This is a genomic window from Emticicia fontis, from assembly GCF_054779675.1.
The window spans coordinates 113,348-137,882 of the sequence record NZ_BAAGXU010000037.1 but is presented as its reverse complement, the minus strand read 5'-3'; the positions used below and the strand labels follow the sequence as shown (position 1 = coordinate 137,882).

Below are 24,535 nucleotides of genomic sequence, written 5' to 3'. Positions count from 1 at the left end.
TTTTTTGAAGAATTAAGATTTATAGTTTTGATTGAATCGCATTTTAATATGGTTTTCCTTAATAAAAACATCATCACCTTGGATGTGGAAATATCCTTCGACAAAGAAATTATTATTTGGGCCTCCGGTCTTAAGACGAATTAGTTCTTCAGGCCTGACTATCTTTCTTAGTTTCCAGGACTTCCCACTTGTATTTGAAACTTTATCCGCAATCGTATGGCCTGTTGTATACTCTTCAAAGTAATCCTCACCAATCAAATCAGATGCATACCGATTGGTTTCTAAATCAGTATTACTGTGAAACACTTTTGTTGCGAGCGTAGATAAAAATGAACTCACCTTATCTCTATACTTATCTCCCCCCATATTCGCATTATAATTTGGGAGATTTTGAGAGATGTATACAGTGGCCACTCGGCTACTTCTAGCAGTTGCTTGAAACTCGGTGTCCATTGGATGGAGAAAGTTCTGAGCTTCATCTGCCCATAGAAAAACGGGCCTAGAATTTTGCTTTATGGAACGCTTCTCCATTGCCCTTTGCCAAATGTATTTAAAAAGGGTTTGGGTCATATGTCCTGTTTTATGGTATTGTTTAAGGGGAAGATTTATGATAAGAATTTTTCCCATTAAACTATCCTCTGGCGAAAAATTCGATTCTTTGTTACAGAATAAAGAATATATTGGTTCTCGTAAAAATCTGAATAGAAAATTATTGAACGTGAGTTCGATAATCGAACGAGTTTTGTCACTAAGGTTTTTAAACCCTTTATTAAAAAACTGTTCAACAAAGTTGTATATTCGTATTTCGGGTACCGTTTTTTCACGTTCTATTTCAAATACTCCAGCATTCTTCATCCTGATTGTTTCTTGCAGACTAAGGGATGCAAACCATACTTCTGCTTTTGAACTCACATTTTCTCGTGCTTGTTGAAATGCCTTATTAAAAGCATTTCCATCTTCGTTGTCCTCGTCTGAGTCGTCGGGTTTTGGGATAGATTGTACGATGTCATAAAGACTCTGTATAGAAACTTCTCCATATGCCAAAAAGCATAAATCAATAGTATTATAGAGAAGCATATCCAAAGCTTCTTCCCAAAAAGGATCATCACTTTTACCTTTTTTTTCCTCTCCAGCTTTGATGACTGTCTTGAGGACTTCAACGATACTGTCTGTAGGATTTCCTTTGGCCTTACTTATTTCATATTGTAAAAGATTCATGTAATATTGGCCGGAAGGCTCAATAATCATGAGGTCGTTTTCTCGTTTGGCTAATCGACAATAATTTATCCAGAGATTTCTTTCGTCTTCTTTGCAACACAATACTAAGCCACCGAAGCCATGTGAGAGGTATTTCTGCGCCAATAAATGACCTGAACCAGAAGTTTTTCCACTTCCTGTATTACCAAATATAGCTACTCCAGTGCATGCATGGCGTATTCGCCAATAACCTGATGAGTTTCCTGTGAACTCTAAAATCGGTTTATCTAAATCAAATTGCTCCATATTTATTTCAGTTTAAAATTGGATTTAATTTTACTTTTGAAAGTGTAGTTATCTATTTCCTTGAAAGCTTGCTACTAAGCTGAAATACTTTTTGAGCGCAAAACCTGCCTTTGTGGCTTTCATTTAAAATCAGATTTCCTTTGTTTCTTTTTTTAGATAGCAAGTTGAAATCATCGATAATCAAACTTTTAATATGTTCTGATGTAATATTTTCTGAATTCATATCGTCCATTATTTTAGTTTATTATAATCATGTTTTATCTCGTACACTGAATTAGAAATAATTATGAAAGTCTTTTTAAATTTGATTTTACCACTTTTGAGAAGTCCGGTAAGTGATCACTCACCTACCGAACTTAGTTGGTTCAAGAAAGTCTATTCTGGTACGTATAATCCAGTAGCATGATTTCTTACCAATGTTTGACTGTAATGTTGAACAACAATTGGTGTTGAACCCGATGTTTGTAAAACACAAACATCAATCTCTTGTCCGAATTGGTTTTGAACTGTAGTGTACATGTTTTTATAAATTTTAGTTTGAAAACTCGGCGCTTAAGGAGTCCGACTATCCTCTTTTTTCCTATTAGAGAAAAAAAGTTCTTGTTCCAGATTTTGGGAATCTGGATAATTTATGTGCTTATAAATTGATATGATTGGTAGAATTATCCTACCTATTATTAAGTGCTAGCAATGACGAAAAATCTCATTAGCTTAACTATCATTGTTAAGGTCAAAATACTGTAACTCCCTTCTAGCTTAAGACTTTTATATTTGCCTTCTAAATTTATTAGAAACCTCTCGCGCAATCGAATAAAATATCTCTAATTAGGATTGCAATGTTATATCCCAGAAAATCTAGAATAAATGCTATGAACTTGATGTGTTTAAAATTTATCCAAATGATTATAATCATGACTCAAAGGTTGAACTTAAAAATGAAAGTGAAAAACCAGAGGAAAATTTTATTTTGAAGAAAATTAAAGTGCGAAAAAGATGTTTTCTGTCTTTAAAAAGACAATTTTTTGAGCATATTATCATTAAAGAAAAGAATTTTTAAAATTCCTCAGAAAACTAAATATTCTTGAGAAAATTGTTCCGTTAAAAAAATAAATTTCATTAATTTACAGTAGTGATGATAAGATTTCACTTACTATAAATAAGAAAATATTTTCAAATACTATCTGCTAAAATTATACTATGAAAGTCCTTGATGCTTTTTTGCTGCGCAAACCTTGGTATATAATTCTCAATCATGCTTCTACTCAAACTGGAACTAGTTTAAAACTATTTGAAAGGAGTGACCTTTCTGAAGGTGATTTACGTGATGAAGAAATAGAGTTTAACAAAGCAAATAATCTAATATTTAAAGAGTCAATTTCTTTTGCATGGGGCAAGATGAATGATGCTGCCAAACTACTAGAAATATATTGGATAAATCAAACAAAGACAGAAACAAATAAGAAAACAGGGAAGCTAGACTTTTATCTAAAGAAATTTATTACTTATGTTGAAAAAAGAGATAAGGACACTTTTAATAATGATATTGATACAAAAATTAGGAACAATTCAAAAAAGAAATATTGGGACAAGAAGTTTAAAAATATTGAGGAAAAGAGAAAGGCATTAGGCATACAGGCTAAATACGGTATAGTAATTTGTGATATTGCCCTAATTATTCTGGAGAAAGAAGCAGAAATAAGCACTAACATAGAAGAGGACAAAAGAATAACAAGAGAGATACGAGAAAAATTTATAAGAGCTTTAGATGATTCAGAAGACTTTACAGCCATCATTAATCAACAAGCAGCCTTTTGGAAATCAGATAAAAATAGTATTCCCTATTGGTTTCAGGACTCTCATTGGATTGGACATCAGAGGACAAATGGAGACCCAAAAGAAAATAATAACGATGAAAATAGTAAATGGGGGATTTTAAAGTTTTATATCTATATTGGGGTACCTACTAACGCTAAATATACTCCAATTAAAATTCTTACAGAAATTGGAGGAATAAAATATGAGGGGATTGGTGTCGTAACATTTGATGTAAAAAGTAAGTTTTTTATTGCTCATCTAACTTATAGATCTGCCTTAGATTCTAATATTGTTACACCTTCATTTTTTTTATTTCCAGTTAGTAATGAGCTAGATCAAAATTTTGCTATCGGATACACACAATATTTCTCTCAGCACTACAATACATTCATTGTTAAAACTGCTATACTTCTTCGTACACATGATGAGTTTGAACCCAAAAATTCGCCTTGTAAAAGCAAAGAGTTTAATGAAATTGAGTCTCCTATTCGTAGATTCTTTAATAATAAATCGTATAGTAGACTCTCATTACCTTTTGGCCCCATATCTAACCTATTCCACATTAATCAATATTATTCATTGCAAAAATGGATGGAAATGGGAACGCATGACTTTGATTCAGATCATACTTTATTAGCATGTTGTGATGAATATTATGTTTGCTTTTTTGTTGGTGATATTGATAGAATAAAATATAATCCAAATTCCATTAATAGTATAGATAAATACATTGCTTTTAAAGGAGACAGCGTTAAACACCTAACATCTAATATTCATGTTGACCAACTAAAAATAACATTTGATGATGATACAGTAGAATTTAATGCTTTTTATAACCATTACCAAACGCAAAATGTCAACTCGAATCATGAAACTTATAGTGGATTTGTTAGACGAAAAGGACAAACTTTACAGATAGTATTAGAGGATACAAGCGATCATTTGCCTGATATTGAATATTCACCTAAAATAAGAAGTACAATAGCAAGGTATATTTTATTAAGCTTCACAATCAGTAACCTTTCAAAAGGGTCTGCCCAGACAACTATCAATTCTTATCCATTTTTCTCAGGCATCATAACCGGGACCCATAAAAAAAATGAACCTGTTAGCTATATTGCTGTTGTTGTAAAAAAAGAAAGTATTAAAGGTGAAATTACTTTAAATGATTTTCGATTAAGAATCACTGATGAAAATAAGCGAGATGAACTCTCAAATAAAATTATTCAATATTTTCTTGAACAAATATCACAATCTAAAATTTCCAGCCCAGCTCCTTCTGATGATTTTATTAAACCATATCATAATATCGATATTTTCTCAAAATATATAGGTAGTGTCAGTCATGGCCCAAGAAAGACTGAAAATGGAGATTATAAATACTATTTTACTATATCTAGTGAAGATTCAACTTCGATATTAAACCAAGAATTTCTTGGCGTAACACCCGAAGAGGCAAAAGCACAAGCAGATTTATGGTTAGATACATATTACTCCTCCTTAAGGTAACACCTTTAGGCCTACTTCGGAGTTATCTCCGTTTTTTCTTTTGGAAAAGGAGGTTCAACTTTATATCCTGCATTTTCTAAGTATGCAGCCATTAATTCTATATGCTTTGAATCAAAAATAACTGGATCACTAAACCAATAGTATCTATTAGTTTTCTTACCTTTTTTATCCCAAGTACTACTAACTCCATGCAACCAATTTTCATTAAAATTTCGCTCTGAATGTAATCTTCCCTTTGAATCCCACTGACGCCATGTTCCGTGCTTGTCACCATTGTTAAAATGAATTTCATCGCTTAACTGGCCATTTTCATGGTATAGTAACCAAATTCCATGTGGTTTATCGTCCTTATTATGATGAGATTCTAATCGCAATTGGCCACTCTCATAATATTCTTTTTTAACAATCTTATCGTCCATTTACTCTTCCCTTTCAGAATAGAAATTTAATGAATTATAGACGATTTGTTGTTATATGTCAATAGCATTTTCATTTACGGTGTATTTAATATTGAGGAACTATTAGCTACCTCTTGTCCTTGAGTTAATAATATCTCCCGGTATTTAATAAGAGTTATTGCTTTGTAATCGATTTCTGTAATGTAGGATTGTAAGACCAAAATATCCTTTGCTATTATTTTAGATAGCCACATTTCAGCAATTAGAGAATTTTCCAATTTTGGTTCATAGCCAAGAAATCGTGTAATACGTTCTCTAGCGGCCTGAATGAAGGGAATATATGTTTTCTTATAGTTCTCATATATTATATCATCATAAATAAGACATAGATTTGGTTCCATATCTTTATTGCGAATTAGTTTAATATGTTCATCAGCCTGAACATAGAAATCAGCTTCATTCAGCTGTCCTAATCTGAAGCTGTGATAAAGTGAACGTAGAAATGGTTCAAAGGGAATTGTTACAGTTGGATGTGGTAAATATCCCAAACGTTTTTTAATCAACAGTTTGATCTCTACTTCAAGTTCAGGATAGACTTTCCATGATAGTTCCAAATCCTCCCAATAAATCAGGTCACTTGTAGAATGCTTGTAGTGTACCTGATATGCTTCTAAGTCGCCATTGAATACATCTTGAATCCATTGTTTTTCATCATCATCCATTTTCTCCTCCTTAATCAAATGAATTACTGAATATTGCTTATATTAGCATAATATACTCATGAAATCAATAATTTATCTATGGATAACGAGAAAAACAAGGATAGGGAAACAATGTTCCCATCTCCTTATGAACATTTTGAAGCTTTAATTGCGAATGATTTGAGAATGCGAAAAGAACTGGAAGATGAACTCAAGAAAATTAAACAAAATTATCAGCCGCCAAAATCTTATAAATTAGACTTACGGCCACCTGGAATAGAAGATGGCCGACAACATAAAAACTTTAATAGTGCGATTGCAAAGATAGAAAACCAAATTAAAGATACAGAAAATAGAATTGTTAAAGTAATTGATAGGGAATGTAAAAATTTGGAACTTAATAAGGAAGAGATTAATTTAATCAATAATATAACTTTTGAGAAAATGTTTCCGGACCCTCTCAAAGGCCTAGGTCCATTAGAAAAGAAGGCGTATATCAGTAGACCAAAAGATATTGAGGAATCCCAACAGAATATGTACTATCTTCTCAAAAATGCGCGTGAACATAGGCAATATAAAAACTCAAAAGAAGATTTCTCACCCAATATTGAATAATCATTTAATCCCTATCAATATCTCTATTACGTTCTTTTGAAGGCAGATTTTTCTTTTTGGGACTTTCTTTAAATAACGAGGGTATTTTTCCCTGCAATTGTTCTTTTAACAACTGTTCTCGACCTTGTTGCATTCCTAAAATATGTGGGCTTACTGCCTTTATTTTTGATAGTTTTTCAGCTAGTTCTGGTTCATACTTAGCAATCAGGTATCCATCATTAAATCCTTTCAAAAAATCTGGATCAATTTTATCTGTTTCTTCCATATTTAAAATGTTTCACGAGCATTTCGCTCAAGATATTGATTAATTGAGTCTTTATCATAAAGAATAACCCTTGGTTGAGGTTGCGTAAAACGGATTTTTCCTTCATCACGAAGTTTTTGCAATGTTGTTTTCGACTTGATATTTAATAACTGCATGGCTTCTTCATCCGCAACCCATTGAACCTTTTCTTTAAAATGTTCTTTCTTTAGCCTAGCAACAACTTGCTCAACAAGTGCATAAAAGGCATCCTCTTCAAGGCAAATAACTTGCATATAGAAAATTTTTTATTCACGAAACTATTTATTTTCCAAAGACTATCAAAGAACATTCAAAAGAAATGATTTGATTAAATCTGAATTCATGTTACCTACCTGTCATCAATCAAAAAAGGCAAGTACATTTTTACATGTAACTGTAAGATTGCAGAACAGAACGCGAACCTGTGTTTATTGACCTATGAAACCAAACTAATTACACTGTCTAGGGCATCATCCGTTGTTTTATTTATGAAGTTACTTTGATAGCCCATAGTAGTTTTTATATCTGAGTGTCTATATAATTGTTGCAAAATATTAGCAGGAATTCGGTCTGCTGATAATTGCGCAAAAGTATGTCTAGCGATATGCATTGTTAGAGGTTTATCTAGCTCAATAATTTTTGCCACTTTTTCTAAGTATATGTCACAGCTTTTAACTCTGGTTTTAATACGGACCTGCACATCATAGGCTTTTGAAAGATCGGATAGATTTGCCAAGTCATGAAAAACTAGATCATGAGCATTTATCCCACGTGGATATTGTTCCAATATTTCTAGTACCTTTTCAGGTACTTTAAGAGAGCCTGCTTTAAGATTTTTACCCATCGCATAATACAACCGATCGTTTTGAAAGTCAGACCATTTTAAACGTAATAAATCTGATACACGCATTCCTGCAAAATAGAAAGAAATTAACCACAAGTTTCGAGCATGATTTTCACCTTTTGGTAGTTCAATACTTTCTAATGCTCTTACTTCCTCTATACTTAGACCTATCTTCATGCTGTCAGGAAATTTAATTGAGATTTTTCCCTTTCCAAATGGATAATACTTAGAATCCACCAATCCTGCGGCGATGGCCCTGTTGAAAATTGTTCGTATGACTACGAAATGATTCATTACGGTTCTTTCAGACACATTACGAGAACCTATTAAATAGGCTCTGAACTTTTTCAACAGGCTTGTATCAATTTCTGCAAAATTTACATCTGACCCACTTAAAAACTTTTTAAATTGTTCAATCCTTGGAGAATCTGCCGATTTTTGATTGTATTTCCCTGTGGCTTCTAGCTGATCACAATATACTTTTGCTTGGCTAAAAAAAGACGTTCCTTCTTGAGGCTTTATTTGTTTACGAACTGCTTTAGAGGATACATCTTTATTGAGTGCAGCCATTTCTAACATTTTGTCATTAGCTTCTGCTTTCTTTTTAAGAATGAGATTGTTCAATCTAACAGAGTTAGGGTGTGACTTTTTCACTTGCTCTCTCAATCCATCCCAATCTATTTCACGGATACGATGGCCTAGGTAGAGATACGATGATTTTCTTTCTACGGTAACTCTGATTGCTAGTGGATAAGTACCATCTTGGTTACCCTTTTTGCGCAATACAACTTTAAGAGAAGTCGCCATAAATAAAAGCTTTAGATTTGTAGATATTCCTTATACAAATATACGAAGAATTGGTACAACATAGGTACAACAAATCATGTTTTTTTATGGATTCTATCAAATTCAAAATATTATAATTAACTCATAATAAGCACTTTAAAAATCAATACAATACAATAAAATACAAATCCCGCAGGACTTAAAATCCTGTGAGCCGAAACGCTCGTACGGGTTCGATTCCCGTCCCCGGTACTTTTTTAACTCGCTGATTATCAGTAAGTTATACAAAAAAAGGGTTTTAGAATTCAAAGTTGACAAAAAATTGACAAATGAATTCTCAAACCCTTCTCTTTTTAGCAAAGATTCACCACCTGCGAATTATGTCTGCTGTGTACCCCTACAAACTCTGCCGGATTACTCAAACGGACGACATTTCTAACCCCTCCTATGTAGAATATTATGTGTTTGATGAAAAAAAGGCTCAAGCGAAAAAGTTGGGGACTAAGCATAAATTTTAGCGAGTCTGAAGAGGAAGAAAGTAATATTTCTTATACCTCTGAACTGGTTTCTTAGTAGCATTCTTAGAACCATTGGAGCAGTATTACTACCTGTCCCTACAACCAAAATATGAAACTTTCGGCCAACAAATTTAAGCATCTGTATTAGTTCTCTCATTTTAGTCTTAACTGTCTCAGGATTTTTTGTAAGTAATAGTTGCTGAATAAAGCCTGGCCTTCTTTGATACTCTCTTCGGCGAGTTTGAATTTGCCCGCATAAGAACAATTGCCTATATGGCCGAATAAAAGTGTAGGATATAGAGGGTCTATGCTGATGGACTTTGTGCTGTATTCAATGGCTTTCTCTAACTCTCCTACTGACCGTAGAGATATACTGTACCAATAGATAATCTGCGCATCATTGGGGCTGTATTTGAGTGCTATGCGGTAGATAGTGATGGCCTGCTCCCATTTATTCTATTGCCGGTAGGTATTTGCCAGTACGGCATAAGCCAGCCCATTTTCAGCATCTTTCTGTAAGGTAGCTAAGGCATTTTGTTCTGCCAGACGCACACTCTGCTCCATATCCATAAAAGAAGAGTTACCTAATATGCGATAGGCAGAAGTTTTATAGTCCAGTGCGTCGGCAAAATCCGGATCAAGAGCAAGGGCCCGGCCGAAACGTTCGATGCCTGCCTCTAGTTTTTCTTTGGTACGGATAAGCATCAATTGCCTGCCTTTCAGGTATTCCTGATAAGCTTCCAAGTTTTGTGTGGGCATTACATTGCTGGCAGTTGTGTTGATACCTTTTAGCTTTTTACGCAATTCATTGCTGACTTCGTTGGTTATCCGGCTGATAAAGTCAATGGTATTGGTCAACTTTCCATCATATTGTTTGGCCCATACAACCTGATCTTCAGCTGCTTTTATGAGCTCGAGGCTTACCCGGATTCCTTGTGATGTTTTTGTTATTTTGCCATCTAATACATAGACAACATGCAGTTCGGAGGCAATCTGAGGGATAGTTTTATTGGTATGCTGAAATGATTCAGATGAGTTTTTTGAAATCACTTTCAGGTTTTCGAGTGAAGTCAGAGTGGTACGAATCTGCTCGGTGAGCCCCTCTGCCGTCATTGAGGTTTCGGTAGTATCAACGCTCTGAATGGGTAAAACAGCTATTGAATTATTTTCTACCCATTTCATAATACCAGTTGGCATACTATTCATATTCCATAAAAAACCAACAACCAGCACAACAGCTAAAATTGCCAAAGCCAGATAGGCATATTCTTTACGGGAAATTTTACGTGAGACCTCCTGGCGAACCGGAGCTGGTTCTTCTATTCTTTCAATGGGATTAACGGGTATTTGCTCAACGATTTCAGGGATATTCTCTGGAATGCTTTCTGTGGTATTTTCTCTGGTTTTGCGATAATCGGTAGGTGAAACACCAAATTCTTCGGTAAAATACTTACTGAAAGTCTGCTGGCTATCAAAGCCTATCAGGGAAGTGATTTCTACGATACGCAGGTTGGTATCCTCAAGCAATTGCTTGCCTTTACTAAGTCTTTTGAGCCAGATAAAACGTGAGGGAGAAAGATTGGTTTGTTCCTTAATAAAACGGAATAACTGCGAGCGACTGATAGCTAATTCAAGGCAGATATCATCGATGGAATACCCTGGTTTATCTAAATTCTTCTCTACTAAAGTGTTACGCTTTTCAAAATATTATTGTCCTTTACTGAGATTCATGGATTTAAATTACAAGTACCAAAATTAGAGAAGATTTGCTGAAGAACCAAGTTTGAGTCTGGTTAATAGAAGCAGATTATATTTACTTTTAATGAACACTATTTTTATATAAACGATATCAATATACGTAAGATATTGTTAAAATCTCACTCAATCAAGTGTTTACCGTTCCCTAAAAAACGAGGAAATTCTAACCAAAAAAGGTTTTCTATGCTTAGCTTCGTACCGTTTTAAAAAATCGGTGTAAAAGACAAAACACAAAATGGATAGATTCTGAGAGTATTTATCCTTCAAAGCAAAAGTAAATATATTGATAGCCTTGATTTTATGCCCTGATGTTGATGAGTAATTATTTATCAGATCTGATCGCACAAGCTTAGTCCGCCACAAGTTTATAGCAATTACCTCCCACACGTAATAGCCGTAAGTGTAAGTACATCTGCTAAAAAAGCAGGCTGGCATTGCTATGCCCTTTGGTGAAGAAAAGCTATTGATTCTGGCAAATAGATGAACCTTTTTTTCTAATTAACTATAAAACGGTACGATGAAAACATTTTTACTGAGAATTCTGAAATTGATTTATGTACTCCTCTTTTTTCTGTGGGGTAGTCAATCAATGGCGCAGGTGCTGAATGGCACCTATAATATAGAAGTACATTATTTGCAGGGTTATGGAAAAATTGATACAGATCCTACTACTGCAGGAGAACAAGTACACACGGCAAAAGTAGCATTGAATAGTAATAACGGGCTTCCTCAGGTACAATTATTTGACCTTTCGTCGGGTGCAAGTAACCAACCTAAAACCTGTTATGTATCTTATTCAGACGCCAACGACTGGGGGCCTGCAGTAGATTATAATATTGGCACGCTCATTGGTAGCACAAACGGTCGGTTTGACTGGACCTTTTTTACCTGGGAAGATGATGGTGGCGAGATATGCAACTGGGATGACGGTGATGATAACCGCGCTTATATATGGAATTACTATTTTGCTAATAGTTATACTCAGGCATCCTGGTATCAGTATGCTGATATAACTAATAGTGTCAATGGCACAAAAGAAAGAATAAAATCTACCTGGCGGTATCAGTATGGAGAAAAAACAGCTGCCTTAAATTTCGGTACTTTATCTAATACTACTTACACGCATATCAACACTAACAGAGGAGTACCCTCGGGTGCTAATACTGCTTTAGGGTATAAAAACCAATGGACATCTTCGACTAACGCCTCATTCAAAGCAGGTAATGATGTAACTTATAAATTTCAGATTAATAATTCAAAAAGAATTATATTTTCAACTGCCTATTCTGAAACCAATTTTGATACTTATGTCCATTTAGTGAAACTCAATAGCGACGGAAGTTTTAATAGTTATGTAGATGGCAACGATGATGGTGGCGGTAATTCAAAATCATATTTTCAAAAAGATTTATGTCCGGGGTTATATGGTGTTATTGTAGAAGGATATTATGATTCAAGCATCGGTGATTTTAAACTTACGCTTCAAGCTTCAGATTTAATACTTGTGCCTGGTACGCTTGCTATTTCTACCAATAATGGTGAAAGACTTAACCTTTGTCCAAATGCCACTATTCCGGCTATCAATAGTACTGCCAGTGCAACTTCAACAGTTGGTAGCATTACCTATCGCTGGGTAAGAGCTACCTATAACAATGGCTCATGGAGTGCATGGACTACTGATACAAATGCAGGAACTGGAACAAGCGCCTCAAATCTAGGCACCATCGGTAACAATGAAATTGTAGCTTTTTACAGGATAGCTAATGATTGTGGAAGCGAAAGAGGAACTAACATCGTGTATTTTGATAGATATACACCGACGGTCTCAGCGGGAGCTATTGCAGGGGCAACGATGATACCTTCTCCCAGAGAGTTAGCACTAGGAACAATGACCTCTTCGACAGATGCCACTGCAAGCCCAGGTCTGGTTATATCGTGGGAAAAGAAAGAACAGGGTGGTGCCTGGGAAACTGCTACACCAGCCGGAAGTAACCAGTCTTATAGTTTACCTGAGCTGAGTATAACCACTACTTTCAGAAGAAAAGCTTCGAGTACTTGTCCGAGCATAGCCTCGGTTTATTCGAATGAACAAACCATAACTGTTGTGAATCCGAATGGCCTCCTGACAGGAAAGGTAACTAGCAAAACAGGTGGAGGGGTGAATAATGTAACTATTACGGCACAACGAACGACTGCTGTTACAGGAGGGGCAACCAATAAAACTTATACCACTACTACCGGAATTGACGGTACCTATTCAATAGAGGGAGTGTATTATGGCTCAACAGCTACTGGCTCTGGTGCTGCTGCTGCTTTTACGATTACGCCTTCAAAAAATACCCATGTTTTTGACCCGACTTCTCTTACCAGAAATGTCAGTCAATTGCAACCGGCTCCGGCTGATGCCAACTTTACAGATAAAACAGTATTTAGTGTAACAGGAAAAGTTACTCAGGACTGTGCTGATTGTAATGGAGGGACAGTTCAGAATCCGGTATCATGCCCGATTGCCAATATTGAATTTTTGATTGACAATGTGTATTTAGCTAATAAAACCCTTACCGATGGTACCTATGCCCTTTCTATGGATGAGCAAAAGAACTATACTGTCAAGCCAAGATATAAAAATCATACCTTCTCTCCTGCTCAACAAATATTACCTGTTGGAGAGGCGCCCTCAATAGAAAATGTAAATTTTGTTGACATCACCACCCGTACCATCTCAGGAACAGTATTGGGCGGATGTAATGAGTACATCGGGCAAGCGACTATTAAATTCAGTCAGATATTGCCTGATGTTAACGGGAACCCGACAGCAGCCTGTTTAACTAAAACTATTACTACTAACCTGAATTCCGGTTATTATTCTATCACACTTCCAGCCGGAAAATACAGAGCCAGTATAGAAGGTTTCACTCCGGGCGGGAGTGGTACAGATCTGAATGGGCTGACAGTTAAAGATTTTCTGAATCAGAAAGTATTAATTCAGGACTCACTCACCCGTGATATAGACACTACTAACAGAGTACTTAATCTGGTATATCCAAGAGCCCCGGTTTTAGAAGTAATTGGCCTGAATACAGTGTGTACTTCAACAGCCAATGTCTGTACACCGGCACAGGCAGGTAAACCTTATTCAGTAATTGCACAAAGCGATACTGCTACCTTTACTATTAAAGTATGGCAAGGGCCAGCCAAAACTTGTCCTGCAAAAGATAGTCTGGTTTATTTACATACAAACATTCAGAAAGACGATACCAGTGAAGACTTCGTTTTTGCCAATCCTACGGGTAGTATTACCAAAAATCTGGTTGGAGGATTACCTAATATTGTCTGTCCATATTTCAAAACTTTTAACCTCCAATACACTGATAAATTTAAAAGATCGGCCACTGACATTAACAAAAATGTAGTGGTAACGGGTATAAAAGCAGATATTGGTACATTCACTACGGTATCTCCTGAAGTACCCTTTAAAATATTACACGATCCACAAGGTGATTTAAGCTATAGTTTCTGGGAGCAGAACAAGACAAGCGAAACAGCAATAAGGGCTTTCAGACAAGATAGCGATAATATGGGTGGATGGGCAAGTGTAACCATAGGTGCCAAATTCGGATTAGGATTGGCGTATACCGTTGAAAATTCGGTCTGGGGAACTATCAAGGGTTCATTAAATACAGGTTCCAGAAGTGTATCAGATAGTGTATCTATTCTTTCCATTTCAAATAATCAGGTATTTTCAACTGCCAATAATGAAGAAGTAGTAGGTGCGCAAGGCGATGTTTATATTGGTGCTGCACTTAATCTTCTTTATTCAAAAACTCATGTGCTCTCTTATAAAAGCCCATGTACGTTGACACTCAAAGATGATTTCATTATTGCGCCAGATGGTTTTGTGACCGAATATATTTATTCAGAAGACCATATCGTCAATACAGTCATTCCAACACTTAAGGCTTTCAGAGACAACCCTTCTAATACGCCTGAAGAAAAAGCCCGATATGCTAATCAGGTATCGGTATGGCAACAGACTTTAGCCAATAATGAAAGCAATAAAAAGAGAGCATCATTCGAAAAAAATCTCTCGTTTGATGGTGCCGCTGGTCCAATAAGCTCTACTACCACTACCAGTTCTACCAAAACCAGTACAATTGAGTTCGGGATGGAGATTGATAAAGAGCTAGCTATAGAATTAGGCTTTGAAGTGGCTGGTAATGGGGCAAGTGGAGCCTTTATTATGAATACCAAATTAGAAACAGGTGGTAGCATTGCTAGTACAACATTGAAATCTACTACGACCGGATATGTACTGGATGATGGCGACAATGGCGATTATTTTTCAATTGATATTAAAAAAGACCCTGTATACGATACTCCTGTCTTTCAGTTGGTAGCCGGAACATCAAGTTGTCCGTGGGAACTAGGTACACAGCCACGAGACGAAATGCAGCTGGTGTGTGCAGTGCCATCCGTTTCGAATATTCCGGCGGCAGGTGAAGCTGAGTTTATTCTTCAACTATCTAATACCAGCCAGAGTGGTGAAGCCCGTACCTATTTATTATCTTTTGACCAGTCAAGCAATCCATCTGGTGCGGTGGTTACAATCGGGGGAAGTCCTGTGGTGGGAAACACCTCATACACATTGGGTTATTTGGGCAGTGTTCAGGTAGTTGTTAAGGTAAAAAGAGGTGCTTCAAATGTTTATTCTTATACAGGGCTTAAATTTATACTTAAGGATGCGTGTGATGGAGCCATCAGTAAATCAGTCTCATTGAATGCGTTTTTCAATAGTCCTTGTAGCAATATAACCCTAGCTTCTCCAACCGATGGCTTTGGTATTATTACCAATACAATGCCGGTGATTCTGAAAGACTATACAGTAGCAAACCTGACGAATGTATCATTGGAGTATTCGAAGGTAGGAACCAGTAACTGGTCAACCGGATTTACAAAGACAGCCGCACAATTGTCTACTGATCCAAGTGGCACACTAGTTAACTGGGACATTGCCAATCTTCCGGACGGGAAATATAATATAAGATTAAAGCTATTGTGTGCTTCGAATGTTGTCTATTCTCAAACTGTTACTGGCATCATCGACAGAGTGGCACCTAAACTTTTCGGTAGCCCGGAACCCACCGACGACAATTATGTGATTGGCGACCAGATTTCAGCTACTTTTGATGAAGCACTGGGTTGTGCTAATCTAAACAGCAATAATGTCATAATTAAAAACTTAAAAACCAATGCCATTATTCAGGCGCAGCTAGGGTGCTTCGATAATAAAATCATGATTGTTCCGAAAGTTAGTATGGGAGTTACTCCGGATAGTATCAGGGTTACTTTGCAAAATATTCAGGATTTGTATGGAAATGTAAAAACAACACCTGATTCGTGGAAATTTATTCTTGGTAACTCTGTGGCTGCTACGGGTAACAAAGCGCTTTCGATTAACTCTAATACTTCGATACCGTCTGTTCAATCGGGAGCTATCTCTAATGCAGGGAATGTGACGATTTCGATGCAGGAGAATGCCACCGGAACATTAGATTTCTATTTTAATCTACCAGCCAATGCACCAAACGACTTCCTGATTAACTATTCGATTTCAGGAACAGCCAGTGCAGCCAATGATTATACTGTATCGTTTTTCCCGGCTTCACGGATTGATGGAAGAAAAATAGTGGCTAATCAGTTTAATGGCACCACTGGTACCATTACAATATTATCAGGCCAGAAGTCTGCCAGATTGATTATTGACCCTATCGGTGATACGAAATTCGAAGGTGATGAAACGATTATTATCACCGTGAATGAAGGAGGCGATTATGGCATCAGTGCCAGTTATATCATGACAGGCATTATTCTGAATGATGATGCAGATGATTGTTTGAATGGCGGTAATGTTTATACAGTCAGTAATAATACAGGTGGAAATACCTCAATAGCCGCAGGTACTTATCATAAATCTTTGCTGGAAACCAATGGAACCGTAGTTTCGCCAACAAATGTAACGATGAAAGGGGCTAAATCGGTAGTGATGAAGCCGGGGTTTGAAGTAAAACCGGGTGCTATATTCAAGGCCATTATAGAAGGTTGTCCGCCTGCACCATCAGGCTTTAGCATCACATCCCCCGATAAATCAGACCTGACTGCAAGTAACGACAATACACCTACTTTCATCACTCAGGCAGAGAGTACGCCTACGCAAGCTTCTTCTGCCGTTCAGTATGCGCCAAATGTACTTGCGGCCATAAATGACAAAAAAATATACTTCCAGTTTACGCTTGAAAACGATGAAGATGTCACATTGGTTCTTTACAACAAATATGCCGGTGAAGTGTTGAGAGTCATTGACAATACGCATTACAAAGCAGGCACGTATACCGCTGAAATTGAAACTGAAACACTTAAAAAAGGTGAATATTTTATTCAACTGGTTACGAAAGATAAGAAGACTTATCAACAGGTGACTGTGAATAAGTAAGAAAGGGGAAACGTAAATCAATAATAAATAAGAAAGAGTATAAGCAGCCTATTATAGGCTACTTATACTCTTTCTTTATAATAAGCCAGAATGCATCAATTTCAAGAGCGTGTGTCAGTCGCTTGGATGCTTACAAGCGTATGGCAATGGTGCATGACTATGAGTATTGCTCGCGTGAGCCTGACAAAATTGATATTATCTCTATCCAGAACTGGCGCTCAGACTTGTCACAAACGGCAGGATTGGCAACGATAATTTCTCATCGAGCGGTTACCCGCTGACTAATGGGAAAGACTTATATCTCTACTTTGTCCCTAAAGATAATTATCAGATCAATGTCATTATCCCGAAACCAGCCTCGGGCAAAATTGAAGCAAGCTGGTTTAATATTTTTACAGGCGAAACCCGTGAAGAAGCGGCTTCTGACTGGTATATTTTTAAAGCCTACCAATCACCCTGGAAAGGGCAATCGGCGGTTTTGATTTTGAAAGGGAAGTGATAAAGGTTAGGCAAGGTTGCCTCTTCTGGCATTGAAATCCCACTTATCAAAAAGTTTGATAAATATTTTGGCGATATTTTTAGCGTCGTCGATACCTCTGTGATGTGTGCCTTCTAAAGTGATTTTTTCATTTTTGAGGGCATTTTTCATACCCATTGAACGGGTATTTCTGATGATGGCGTACTGGTGTTTCAGACTGATATGTGATTGTAGCCAGTCGATAGGTAAGCTATGCAGTTGGCAATCGTTCTTGAATTGCACCTGATCGTAGAAACCCCATGAACACAGCAGGTATTCATCCTCAAAACTCAATATCCAATTCTGAAATTCTTCTAATATAATCGGGAATATCTGTGCACCGTCCACCTGTTCTTGTGTGATAGAGGTTAGTTCTGTGCAGAAATCTGACAAGATGCTATGTACAGTAGGTTTAACAAATCGGTTAAACTCACCAATTATCTGCTTTTGTTCATTGATACAAACGGCACCTATTTCTATAATTTCATTGGGCTGCCTGTCTCTTCTTTCCCAGCAGGTGGCTTCTAAGTCTAGGATTATGTATTTCATTTTTGTGTAGGTAAAATACCAATGTATATTAAATAAAAGAAGCAATAATCTCAATAAATGTTTTTATCAAACTGCAAAGGAAACCGTAAAATAAAAACAAATCAAACTACTTGTTACACTGTTAAAATAGTGTGTTTTTTGAAAAAAAAAAATATGCAAGCAATTACAAGTTACTTTGGAGAATTTTTATTTTGGGACGTTTATGTTCAAGGAATTTTAGCATCATTATTCATTCTAATTGGAATATCACTATGGATTTACACCTTAGCTGAATATTTCAATCCTAATGAAAATATGGATTTAATTGAATATATTAAAAAAAACTACACTGGATTGTACGATTTAGTTACAGTCGGTCTTAAACTCAAAATAGCCAGGTATGTTTCTTATTTTGCTATTTCTTTAACAGTTATTTATAATGTTGGGGTTTATATGACTAATTTTTCTGATGATTTTATGGATGCTTCTAATAGCTATCATCTTTATTTAAAAAAATATTGGGCAGATATGTTGGATAATAAAGAACATCATATCGATTCTGAAAAATTTCCAGATCTCTCAGACACTGATGAAATGATAAAAATTCGACAATTTGATTCAGTATTTCATATTCCCAAAAAAGATACTCTTGCTTCTTCCACCGACACTTCGATAAATAAAGAATTTCTCGAAAAAGTTTTCAAAGATTCTAAAGGGGCATTTAGAAAAGATGTTTATTATTTTGCTAAGCATGCTATTTTAGCTGATAAGGATTGGAGAGGCTATATTACATACTCTCAAAATCTGATAAATATTACACAAGTAGCATCATTAAGTTCATTTATATTGTTTTGCATGTGTCTAATAAATTTCTTTTTTGATTTTTTAAGGATTATTAAAGAGATATTTTTTCGAGATAATATGGGGAATGTTGTTAATTTAGAAAAGGGAAAAAGTGTGAAAAAGAATAAACTAATTATCTACTTATGCGTAGCAATTCTTAGTTTAATTCTATATTCATTCTTCAAGATAAATTTCATTTTACCTTTTTTTGCTATCTTTATCATTACTTGGCTTGGATGTTGGATTTTTAGCATATCTATCGAATGGATTGGAAAACGAACCCGAGCCACGCTTATTATTAGTATATTTTCGATGATTACTTACTTTATAGCTGCAAAATCATGGCAAGCTAATGAAAAGGAGATTTGCAATAAGATCTATGGTGTTTTTATTTTTAAAGAAAAACAGAACCTTGCTTTTAAATATATTGATGAGCTTTTTAAAACAAAATAAAGATTAAACATAATTTCATTTTAGATATAATTTGGAGACAATTATTACCGAAGTAACCTATAAAATATAATCAATAACAATGGTTAATCAGCCATAATTATGATACTTCAGAAGAGTATTTAAGAGAAACCTGAATATTCAAATGTATGATAATTTGAATATTCAGGCTCACACTAACAACTATTTTATTCAAAACGATTCCAATGTTCGTCTTTTGGTTCTTCTATTGTAGCTTGTCTTGCATTGTTCCTCGTTTCTCCTTTATAAGTGCCGAAAATAAAAAAATTCTTTTGTGCTTGTTTTAATGACACCTCGTTCGCTCCGCCCTCACTATTCGGGTCTTTCAATTGAAAAGGGTCGTCTTCCCAACGGCAAACCGGACAAATATCATATTCCCCGGGTTCATCCAATGTTTTATAGCCACAACAAGGGCAAGTAAACTTGGCTTTAAATGTCAGAATTGACAATGCTTTTGCTGTGGCATATTTATCAAAACCGATTAACGTTTTTGTAGCAACCCAACGCTTCTTTATCTCATCCGGCAAACCATGTAGCGAAAGGTCGTCGTCAATGATTACATAGTTTTCATTTTCCCCCGATTGCTCAACCCATGCAGTAATTTCACTAGCTCTATCCCCGAGTTGGTCGATGCTAGTTTTGTTGTTTAATTTGGTAATTGTATGAAAATTAAGCCCACGTTTTTTGAAGATTTCTTTCCACTTCGTTTCATCAAAGCTTATTCGATGAGTGGTTGTCAGAACTATTGAAGCATTTGTTTCTTTAAATAGAATTGCCAGATTCTCTGCAGCATTTTCATTAAATTTCATAAAACCATCTGATAGTTGTTCAGTTGGGCTCCAGATGGGTGTGGTTACTAAAACGCCTTCTATGTCTAAGAGGATAATCATATGCAATATATCTTTAAACAATTTCCTCCTCCACATATTCCAAAACATCCCCAGGCTGGCAGTTCAGTACTTTACAAATAGCTTCCAAGGTATCAAACCTAATACCCTTAGCTTTGCCAGTTTTAAGGATGGATAAATTGACGGTAGTAATTCCGATTTTTTCTGCCAACTCTTTACTTTGCATCTTGCGTTTGGCAAGCATCACATCTACATTGATAATAATTGGCATGGCTCAAATAAATAAATCTTGTTCTTTCTGTAATTGTAAACCCTGTTTGAAAATAGCGGCAAAAAAATAGGCAAAAACGCCCAAAATGAAATGCAAGATAATTAAAATAACAGCCATGTCGTCTACTTCAGCAAAAATACTGGCAAAGAGCACCGCAAGTGTTGGTAGCAATAAGTTGGCTAGATAAAAATACCGTAGCTGTCTGATGCCAAATTCTGTAAACAGCTTCGGCTGAAAGAATACCTTAAAAATATTACTGGCCAGCAGGAAGAACAATCCATATAAGCCCAGCACCAATAGAAACTCAAAGATAATATAAGGCATATTATAATCTCCGTTCAGAAAAGGGGTATCTGTAAACGGGTACATGACATGGAAATACTTTTTATTTTCTCTGAAACCCAACCCCCAGCCTGTTAGTAAACAAAAGGTTGAATAGGCCGCTGTACCTAGATAAAAGAAAGCCAGTATGCGGGTGATATAGAAAAGAATTTTAGAAACAATTTTTACTTTGTTCATTTTTCATAATTTTTAAAATATGATGTAAAAATAAGCTTTAATTATCATAAAACAATAATTAATTTATTTTTTACAATTATTTAGTACTTCATTTAATTTATACTTTCTCAATCTTATTTATTAATTTTATCATTCTTCAAAAAAATTTTAAAAACTTTTGTAATGAATTCTGAGGCGGGTCGTCTATGTTATTGAAATGGATTTAAAAGTATTTACACAATCGGTTCTTCAGCATCAATCCCGGCTTTTCCGGGTAGCAAAACTCTTCCTCAAGAATACAGAGGAAGCCGAAGACACCGTTCAGGAAATATTTTTAAAACTCTGGGATAAACGCCAGCAGCTCGAGGCTTATAATAGTGTAGAGGCTTTGGCAGTGCAAATGACCAAAAACCTTTGTCTGGATAAGTTGAAGTCGCACGCTTATAATTATACAAGCACAGGTCTGGAAACGGTAGAAGTAAGTGCCAAAACTTATACACCCCATGAACAGGCAGAGCTGGCCGATAGCAATGAGTTGTTAAAGAAAATCATTGACGATTTACCCGAAATTCAGAAAACGATTCTCCACCTGCGAGATGTAGAAGAGTATTCGTTTGAAGAGATTGAACAGATTACCGGACAGACCATCAATAATATCAGAGTCATATTGTCGAGAGCGCGAAAAAGTGTGAGAGACAGTTATCAAAAAACGAACAATTATGTATCAGGAAATTGAAAAATTACTGGAGAAATATTATGAAGGTGAAACCACACTCCAGGAAGAAAAACATATCAAAGAGTTTTTTAGTAAAGCAGAGGTGCCCACACAATTGCAACACCATATAGCCGAATTTGCCTATTATCGTCTGGCTGCTAAAGAAACACCCTCGAAAAACCTGAGCGAAGAAGTACTAAGGAAAATTGAGAAGAGAGGCAGAATTATTCAGTTCAGAGCCGTGAGTATGAGGATCGCCGCCGGAGTGGCATTAGTATTAGGCAGTTTTGCCGCAGGATATTATTATAATAATAAAGGTGGTGATATAATAGTATTTGCAGAAGATAAGCACGCCACTGTGATGAAAGAAACCTTGCAATTTAAACAGGTAAACCTGACATCGGCTAGTGAAAGAATTGATGCGGTAAACCAAAGCTTAAAACTGAAAGAATTAGACCAGGAACTCATCCAATTGTTGATTAATACTCTGAATTTCGACAACAATGTAAATGTGCGTCTGGCTGCTTGTCAGGCATTGGCTCGCTTTGAAACCGAGCCTGCGGTAAGAGAGGGGTTGATGCAATCACTCAAAATTCAGACTGACCCGAATATTCAGATTACGCTCATCGAGTTATTGGTAATGATGAAAGAAAAACGTGCCTCAGAAACGCTGGAGCAAATATCGAAAGACAAGGAAGTAATGGATGTGGTAAGAATGAAAGCGGAAGAGGGAGCAGCTACATTGATTACGTTGTAGGGAATAGGGCTTGCACCGCGGCCTTCGACTGCGCTCAGGCACAGGGCTCAGCTTCAGTTTAGATTACCAAAGTTTATTCAAAAATTCAATATATAAAACAATTAACAAAAACCGGATTTAATGAGAAGTTAAGGCCTTATTCTCAGGATAATCCAAACAAATCAATTTCAGAATTATTTAAAAGCCAATTACCATGAAAAAAAATATGTTCGTACTCGCTTGCCTTTTATTAACTGCTGTTTATACGCAAGCACAGGAATTCAAAACAAAATTAGCCAATACCAAAGACAGCAAAATAGCCATTGAACTGGATGGTGAAAATCTGAAAGTAGAAGGATATGCCGGAGATGAAGTAATCATTAAAGGTGGTGGACTTGACCCTATACCAGAACAAGCCAAAGGTTTGAAACCACTCTATAATACCAATGTTGATAATACAGGTCTGGGACTTGCTGTTAACTTGGAAGGTGGCATATTGAAAATTGAAAAAGCTTCCAGAAAATCAGCTAAATACACGATAATGGTTCCTAACAAGGCCAGTATTATGTTTACGCAGGTTAACTGGCAAGGTGGCTCACCTATCAGCTTCAGTAATATTGACGGAGACCTGGAAATAAAAACCAATAATTCCGATATAAAACTGAACAACGTTACAGGGCCTATTGTAGCTAATAGTATCAGTGGCAAGTTAACAGCGGTTTTCTCAGCATTAAACCAGTCGACACCTTCTTCTATCTCTCTGATTAGTGGCGACCTTGATATTACGCTTCCTTCTACGGCTAAGGCTACGCTTTCGATGAAATCTATTTCAGGAGAAATCTATAGTGACATTGATTTAAACCTGAAATCAGGAAAAGACGGTATGTCAAGAGTAGGCGGTGGTCATAATATCACAGGCAACATGAATGGTGGTGGAGTGAATCTTCAACTGAACACTATCAGCAGCAATATCTACGTCCGCAAAAAATAAAGACCTTTGTCCGATATAAAATTATGAAAAAGAGAATTCAATTCGTTATAACATTATTACTATTACTCGCCCTTGGCCAATCGTTCACTTACGCACAGAAAATTATCGAGAAACACCTGCCTTTCTCGGCAGGGCAATCGGTAGACCTGAACCTCAGATTCGCTGACGACATCAAGGTGCAATACTGGGATAAAGCAGAAGTATATGTAAAGATTGCCATTGAAATTAACGGAGGCAGGTTGAATGATGCCCTAACCGTTGATTCTAAAAGCAACTCAAATGAAATAAGCCTGAAAACTGATTATGATAAAGAGTTAATCAAAAAAGGCAGATACGAAGATTGCCCTGAAACTAAAGACGGTCGTCGCTCGTCATGGGGTAGTGATAACGAACGCTATTATGTGTGCAGCACTATCAACTACGAAGTATATCTGCCCAAAAAAGCCGAGGTAAGTCTGGAAACGATTAATGGCAATATCTGGATAAGCAGCATCAGCAACAATCTTACAGCGAAAACTATCAGTGGGTTTGTGGAAGTAAACTGGCCCAAAGGGAAAGGAGGTAATATAGGCATGAAGACTATTACTGGCGAAGTGTACTCAGATTTAGACATTGCCTTTACCAACAAAAAACAGAAGAACCCGATAGTGGGCTATTTGCTGGAAGGTAAAGTATATGGCGGCGGACCGGACGTGCGATTTGAGTCTATCAGTAATAATGTCTATATAAGAAATAAGAATTAAGTAAAATATATGTAATTAAGGTTTGGTTTTGGCAGCCTTGCACAGTTTAAAACTTGCAGGGCTGCCAAACTTTTTATATAACGTTTTCAGAAGCTATTAAAAGGACGGATTTTATGCCTGGAAGTTCATAAATTTCTTTGCGGCATCTATAAAT

21 protein-coding genes are annotated in these 24,535 nt (G+C 36.2%); 9 read left to right on the top strand and 12 right to left on the bottom strand.

Annotation, left to right across the window (positions count from 1 at the left end):
• Positions 1-12 precede the first annotated feature (12 nt).
• The gene (locus ACYVFA_RS16380; protein ID WP_460472924.1) at positions 13-1,503 is read right to left on the bottom strand and encodes a type IV secretory system conjugative DNA transfer family protein; all 1,491 of its coding nucleotides are present in this window, start codon (positions 1,501-1,503) and stop codon (positions 13-15) included.
• A gap of 375 nt (positions 1,504-1,878) precedes the next feature.
• The gene (locus tag ACYVFA_RS16375; RefSeq protein WP_460472923.1) at positions 1,879-2,022 is read right to left on the bottom strand and encodes a hypothetical protein; all 144 of its coding nucleotides are present in this window, start codon (positions 2,020-2,022) and stop codon (positions 1,879-1,881) included.
• Between the two features lie 678 nt (positions 2,023-2,700).
• Between ACYVFA_RS16375 and ACYVFA_RS16370 the strand changes: the two genes are divergently transcribed.
• A complete protein-coding gene (locus ACYVFA_RS16370) occupies positions 2,701-4,827 on the top strand; it encodes a hypothetical protein (RefSeq protein WP_460472922.1) in 2,127 nt (708 codons plus the stop codon).
• Positions 4,828-4,838: 11 nt separating this feature from the next.
• Here the strand turns inward: ACYVFA_RS16370 and ACYVFA_RS16365 are convergent, their stop codons facing one another.
• On the bottom strand, positions 4,839-5,246 hold the full coding sequence (locus tag ACYVFA_RS16365; protein WP_460472921.1) for a toxin-antitoxin system YwqK family antitoxin: 408 nt from the start codon (positions 5,244-5,246) through the stop codon (positions 4,839-4,841).
• Between the two features lie 74 nt (positions 5,247-5,320).
• Positions 5,321-5,947 (bottom strand): hypothetical protein, encoded by a 627-nt coding sequence (locus tag ACYVFA_RS16360; protein WP_460472920.1) that lies wholly within the window; start codon positions 5,945-5,947, stop codon positions 5,321-5,323.
• A gap of 78 nt (positions 5,948-6,025) precedes the next feature.
• Here ACYVFA_RS16360 and ACYVFA_RS16355 point away from each other — a divergent pair, with 78 nt between their 5' ends.
• On the top strand, positions 6,026-6,541 hold the full coding sequence (locus tag ACYVFA_RS16355; protein WP_460472919.1) for a hypothetical protein: 516 nt from the start codon (positions 6,026-6,028) through the stop codon (positions 6,539-6,541).
• 4 nt (positions 6,542-6,545) lie between these two features.
• Here the strand turns inward: ACYVFA_RS16355 and ACYVFA_RS16350 are convergent, their stop codons facing one another.
• From ACYVFA_RS16350 to ACYVFA_RS16335, 4 genes are all read right to left on the bottom strand, one after another.
• Positions 6,546-6,806, bottom strand: coding sequence for a hypothetical protein (locus ACYVFA_RS16350; RefSeq protein ID WP_460472918.1), 261 nt, complete (start codon positions 6,804-6,806; stop codon positions 6,546-6,548).
• 2 nt (positions 6,807-6,808) lie between these two features.
• Complete coding sequence (locus tag ACYVFA_RS16345) at positions 6,809-7,078, bottom strand: helix-turn-helix domain-containing protein (RefSeq protein ID WP_460472917.1); 270 nt, start codon at positions 7,076-7,078, stop codon at positions 6,809-6,811.
• A gap of 182 nt (positions 7,079-7,260) precedes the next feature.
• A complete protein-coding gene (locus tag ACYVFA_RS16340) occupies positions 7,261-8,475 on the bottom strand; it encodes a phage integrase SAM-like domain-containing protein (RefSeq protein ID WP_460472916.1) in 1,215 nt (404 codons plus the stop codon).
• A 953-nt stretch (positions 8,476-9,428) separates the two neighbouring features.
• Positions 9,429-10,595 carry a helix-turn-helix domain-containing protein gene (locus ACYVFA_RS16335; protein WP_460473545.1) on the bottom strand — a complete coding sequence of 389 codons (1,167 nt, stop codon included), beginning with the start codon at positions 10,593-10,595 and terminating at the stop codon, positions 9,429-9,431.
• Between the two features lie 652 nt (positions 10,596-11,247).
• Here ACYVFA_RS16335 and ACYVFA_RS16330 point away from each other — a divergent pair.
• Positions 11,248-17,220, top strand: a complete 5,973-nt coding sequence (locus ACYVFA_RS16330) for a 3-coathanger stack domain-containing protein (RefSeq protein WP_460472915.1) — start codon at positions 11,248-11,250, stop codon at positions 17,218-17,220.
• A gap of 122 nt (positions 17,221-17,342) precedes the next feature.
• The gene (locus ACYVFA_RS16325; RefSeq protein WP_460472914.1) at positions 17,343-17,501 is read left to right on the top strand and encodes a hypothetical protein; all 159 of its coding nucleotides are present in this window, start codon (positions 17,343-17,345) and stop codon (positions 17,499-17,501) included.
• A gap of 224 nt (positions 17,502-17,725) precedes the next feature.
• Here the strand turns inward: ACYVFA_RS16325 and ACYVFA_RS16320 are convergent, their stop codons facing one another.
• Entirely contained in the window at positions 17,726-18,286 is a 561-nt protein-coding gene (locus ACYVFA_RS16320; protein WP_460472913.1) for a 3'-5' exonuclease, read from the bottom strand.
• A 153-nt stretch (positions 18,287-18,439) separates the two neighbouring features.
• Between ACYVFA_RS16320 and ACYVFA_RS16315 the strand changes: the two genes are divergently transcribed.
• Positions 18,440-19,561, top strand: coding sequence for a hypothetical protein (locus ACYVFA_RS16315; protein ID WP_460472912.1), 1,122 nt, complete (start codon positions 18,440-18,442; stop codon positions 19,559-19,561).
• Between the two features lie 185 nt (positions 19,562-19,746).
• On the opposite strand, the gene ACYVFA_RS16310 is transcribed toward ACYVFA_RS16315, so the two are convergent.
• From ACYVFA_RS16310 to ACYVFA_RS16300, 3 genes are read right to left on the bottom strand one after another with little or no spacing between them, the layout of a single operon-like run.
• Positions 19,747-20,469 carry a CPCC family cysteine-rich protein gene (locus ACYVFA_RS16310; protein WP_460472911.1) on the bottom strand — a complete coding sequence of 241 codons (723 nt, stop codon included), beginning with the start codon at positions 20,467-20,469 and terminating at the stop codon, positions 19,747-19,749.
• 13 nt (positions 20,470-20,482) lie between these two features.
• Complete coding sequence (locus ACYVFA_RS16305; RefSeq protein WP_460472910.1) at positions 20,483-20,698, bottom strand: helix-turn-helix domain-containing protein; 216 nt, start codon at positions 20,696-20,698, stop codon at positions 20,483-20,485.
• Positions 20,699-20,701: 3 nt separating this feature from the next.
• Positions 20,702-21,217, bottom strand: coding sequence for a hypothetical protein (locus ACYVFA_RS16300; RefSeq protein ID WP_460472909.1), 516 nt, complete (start codon positions 21,215-21,217; stop codon positions 20,702-20,704).
• Positions 21,218-21,413: 196 nt separating this feature from the next.
• On the opposite strand from ACYVFA_RS16300, the gene ACYVFA_RS16295 reads away from it, so the two are divergent.
• The 4 genes from ACYVFA_RS16295 (at position 21,414) to ACYVFA_RS16280 (ending at position 24,381) form a co-directional block, all read left to right on the top strand.
• Positions 21,414-21,932 (top strand): RNA polymerase sigma factor, encoded by a 519-nt coding sequence (locus ACYVFA_RS16295; RefSeq protein ID WP_460472908.1) that lies wholly within the window; start codon positions 21,414-21,416, stop codon positions 21,930-21,932.
• On the top strand, positions 21,916-22,668 hold the full coding sequence (locus tag ACYVFA_RS16290) for a HEAT repeat domain-containing protein (protein ID WP_460472907.1): 753 nt from the start codon (positions 21,916-21,918) through the stop codon (positions 22,666-22,668). The genes ACYVFA_RS16295 and ACYVFA_RS16290 overlap by 17 nt, the downstream gene beginning before the upstream one ends.
• Positions 22,669-22,861: 193 nt before the next feature.
• On the top strand, positions 22,862-23,638 hold the full coding sequence (locus ACYVFA_RS16285) for a DUF4097 family beta strand repeat-containing protein (RefSeq protein WP_460472906.1): 777 nt from the start codon (positions 22,862-22,864) through the stop codon (positions 23,636-23,638).
• Between the two features lie 23 nt (positions 23,639-23,661).
• Positions 23,662-24,381, top strand: coding sequence for a DUF4097 family beta strand repeat-containing protein (locus tag ACYVFA_RS16280; protein ID WP_460472905.1), 720 nt, complete (start codon positions 23,662-23,664; stop codon positions 24,379-24,381).
• Positions 24,382-24,535: the final 154 nt, after the last annotated feature.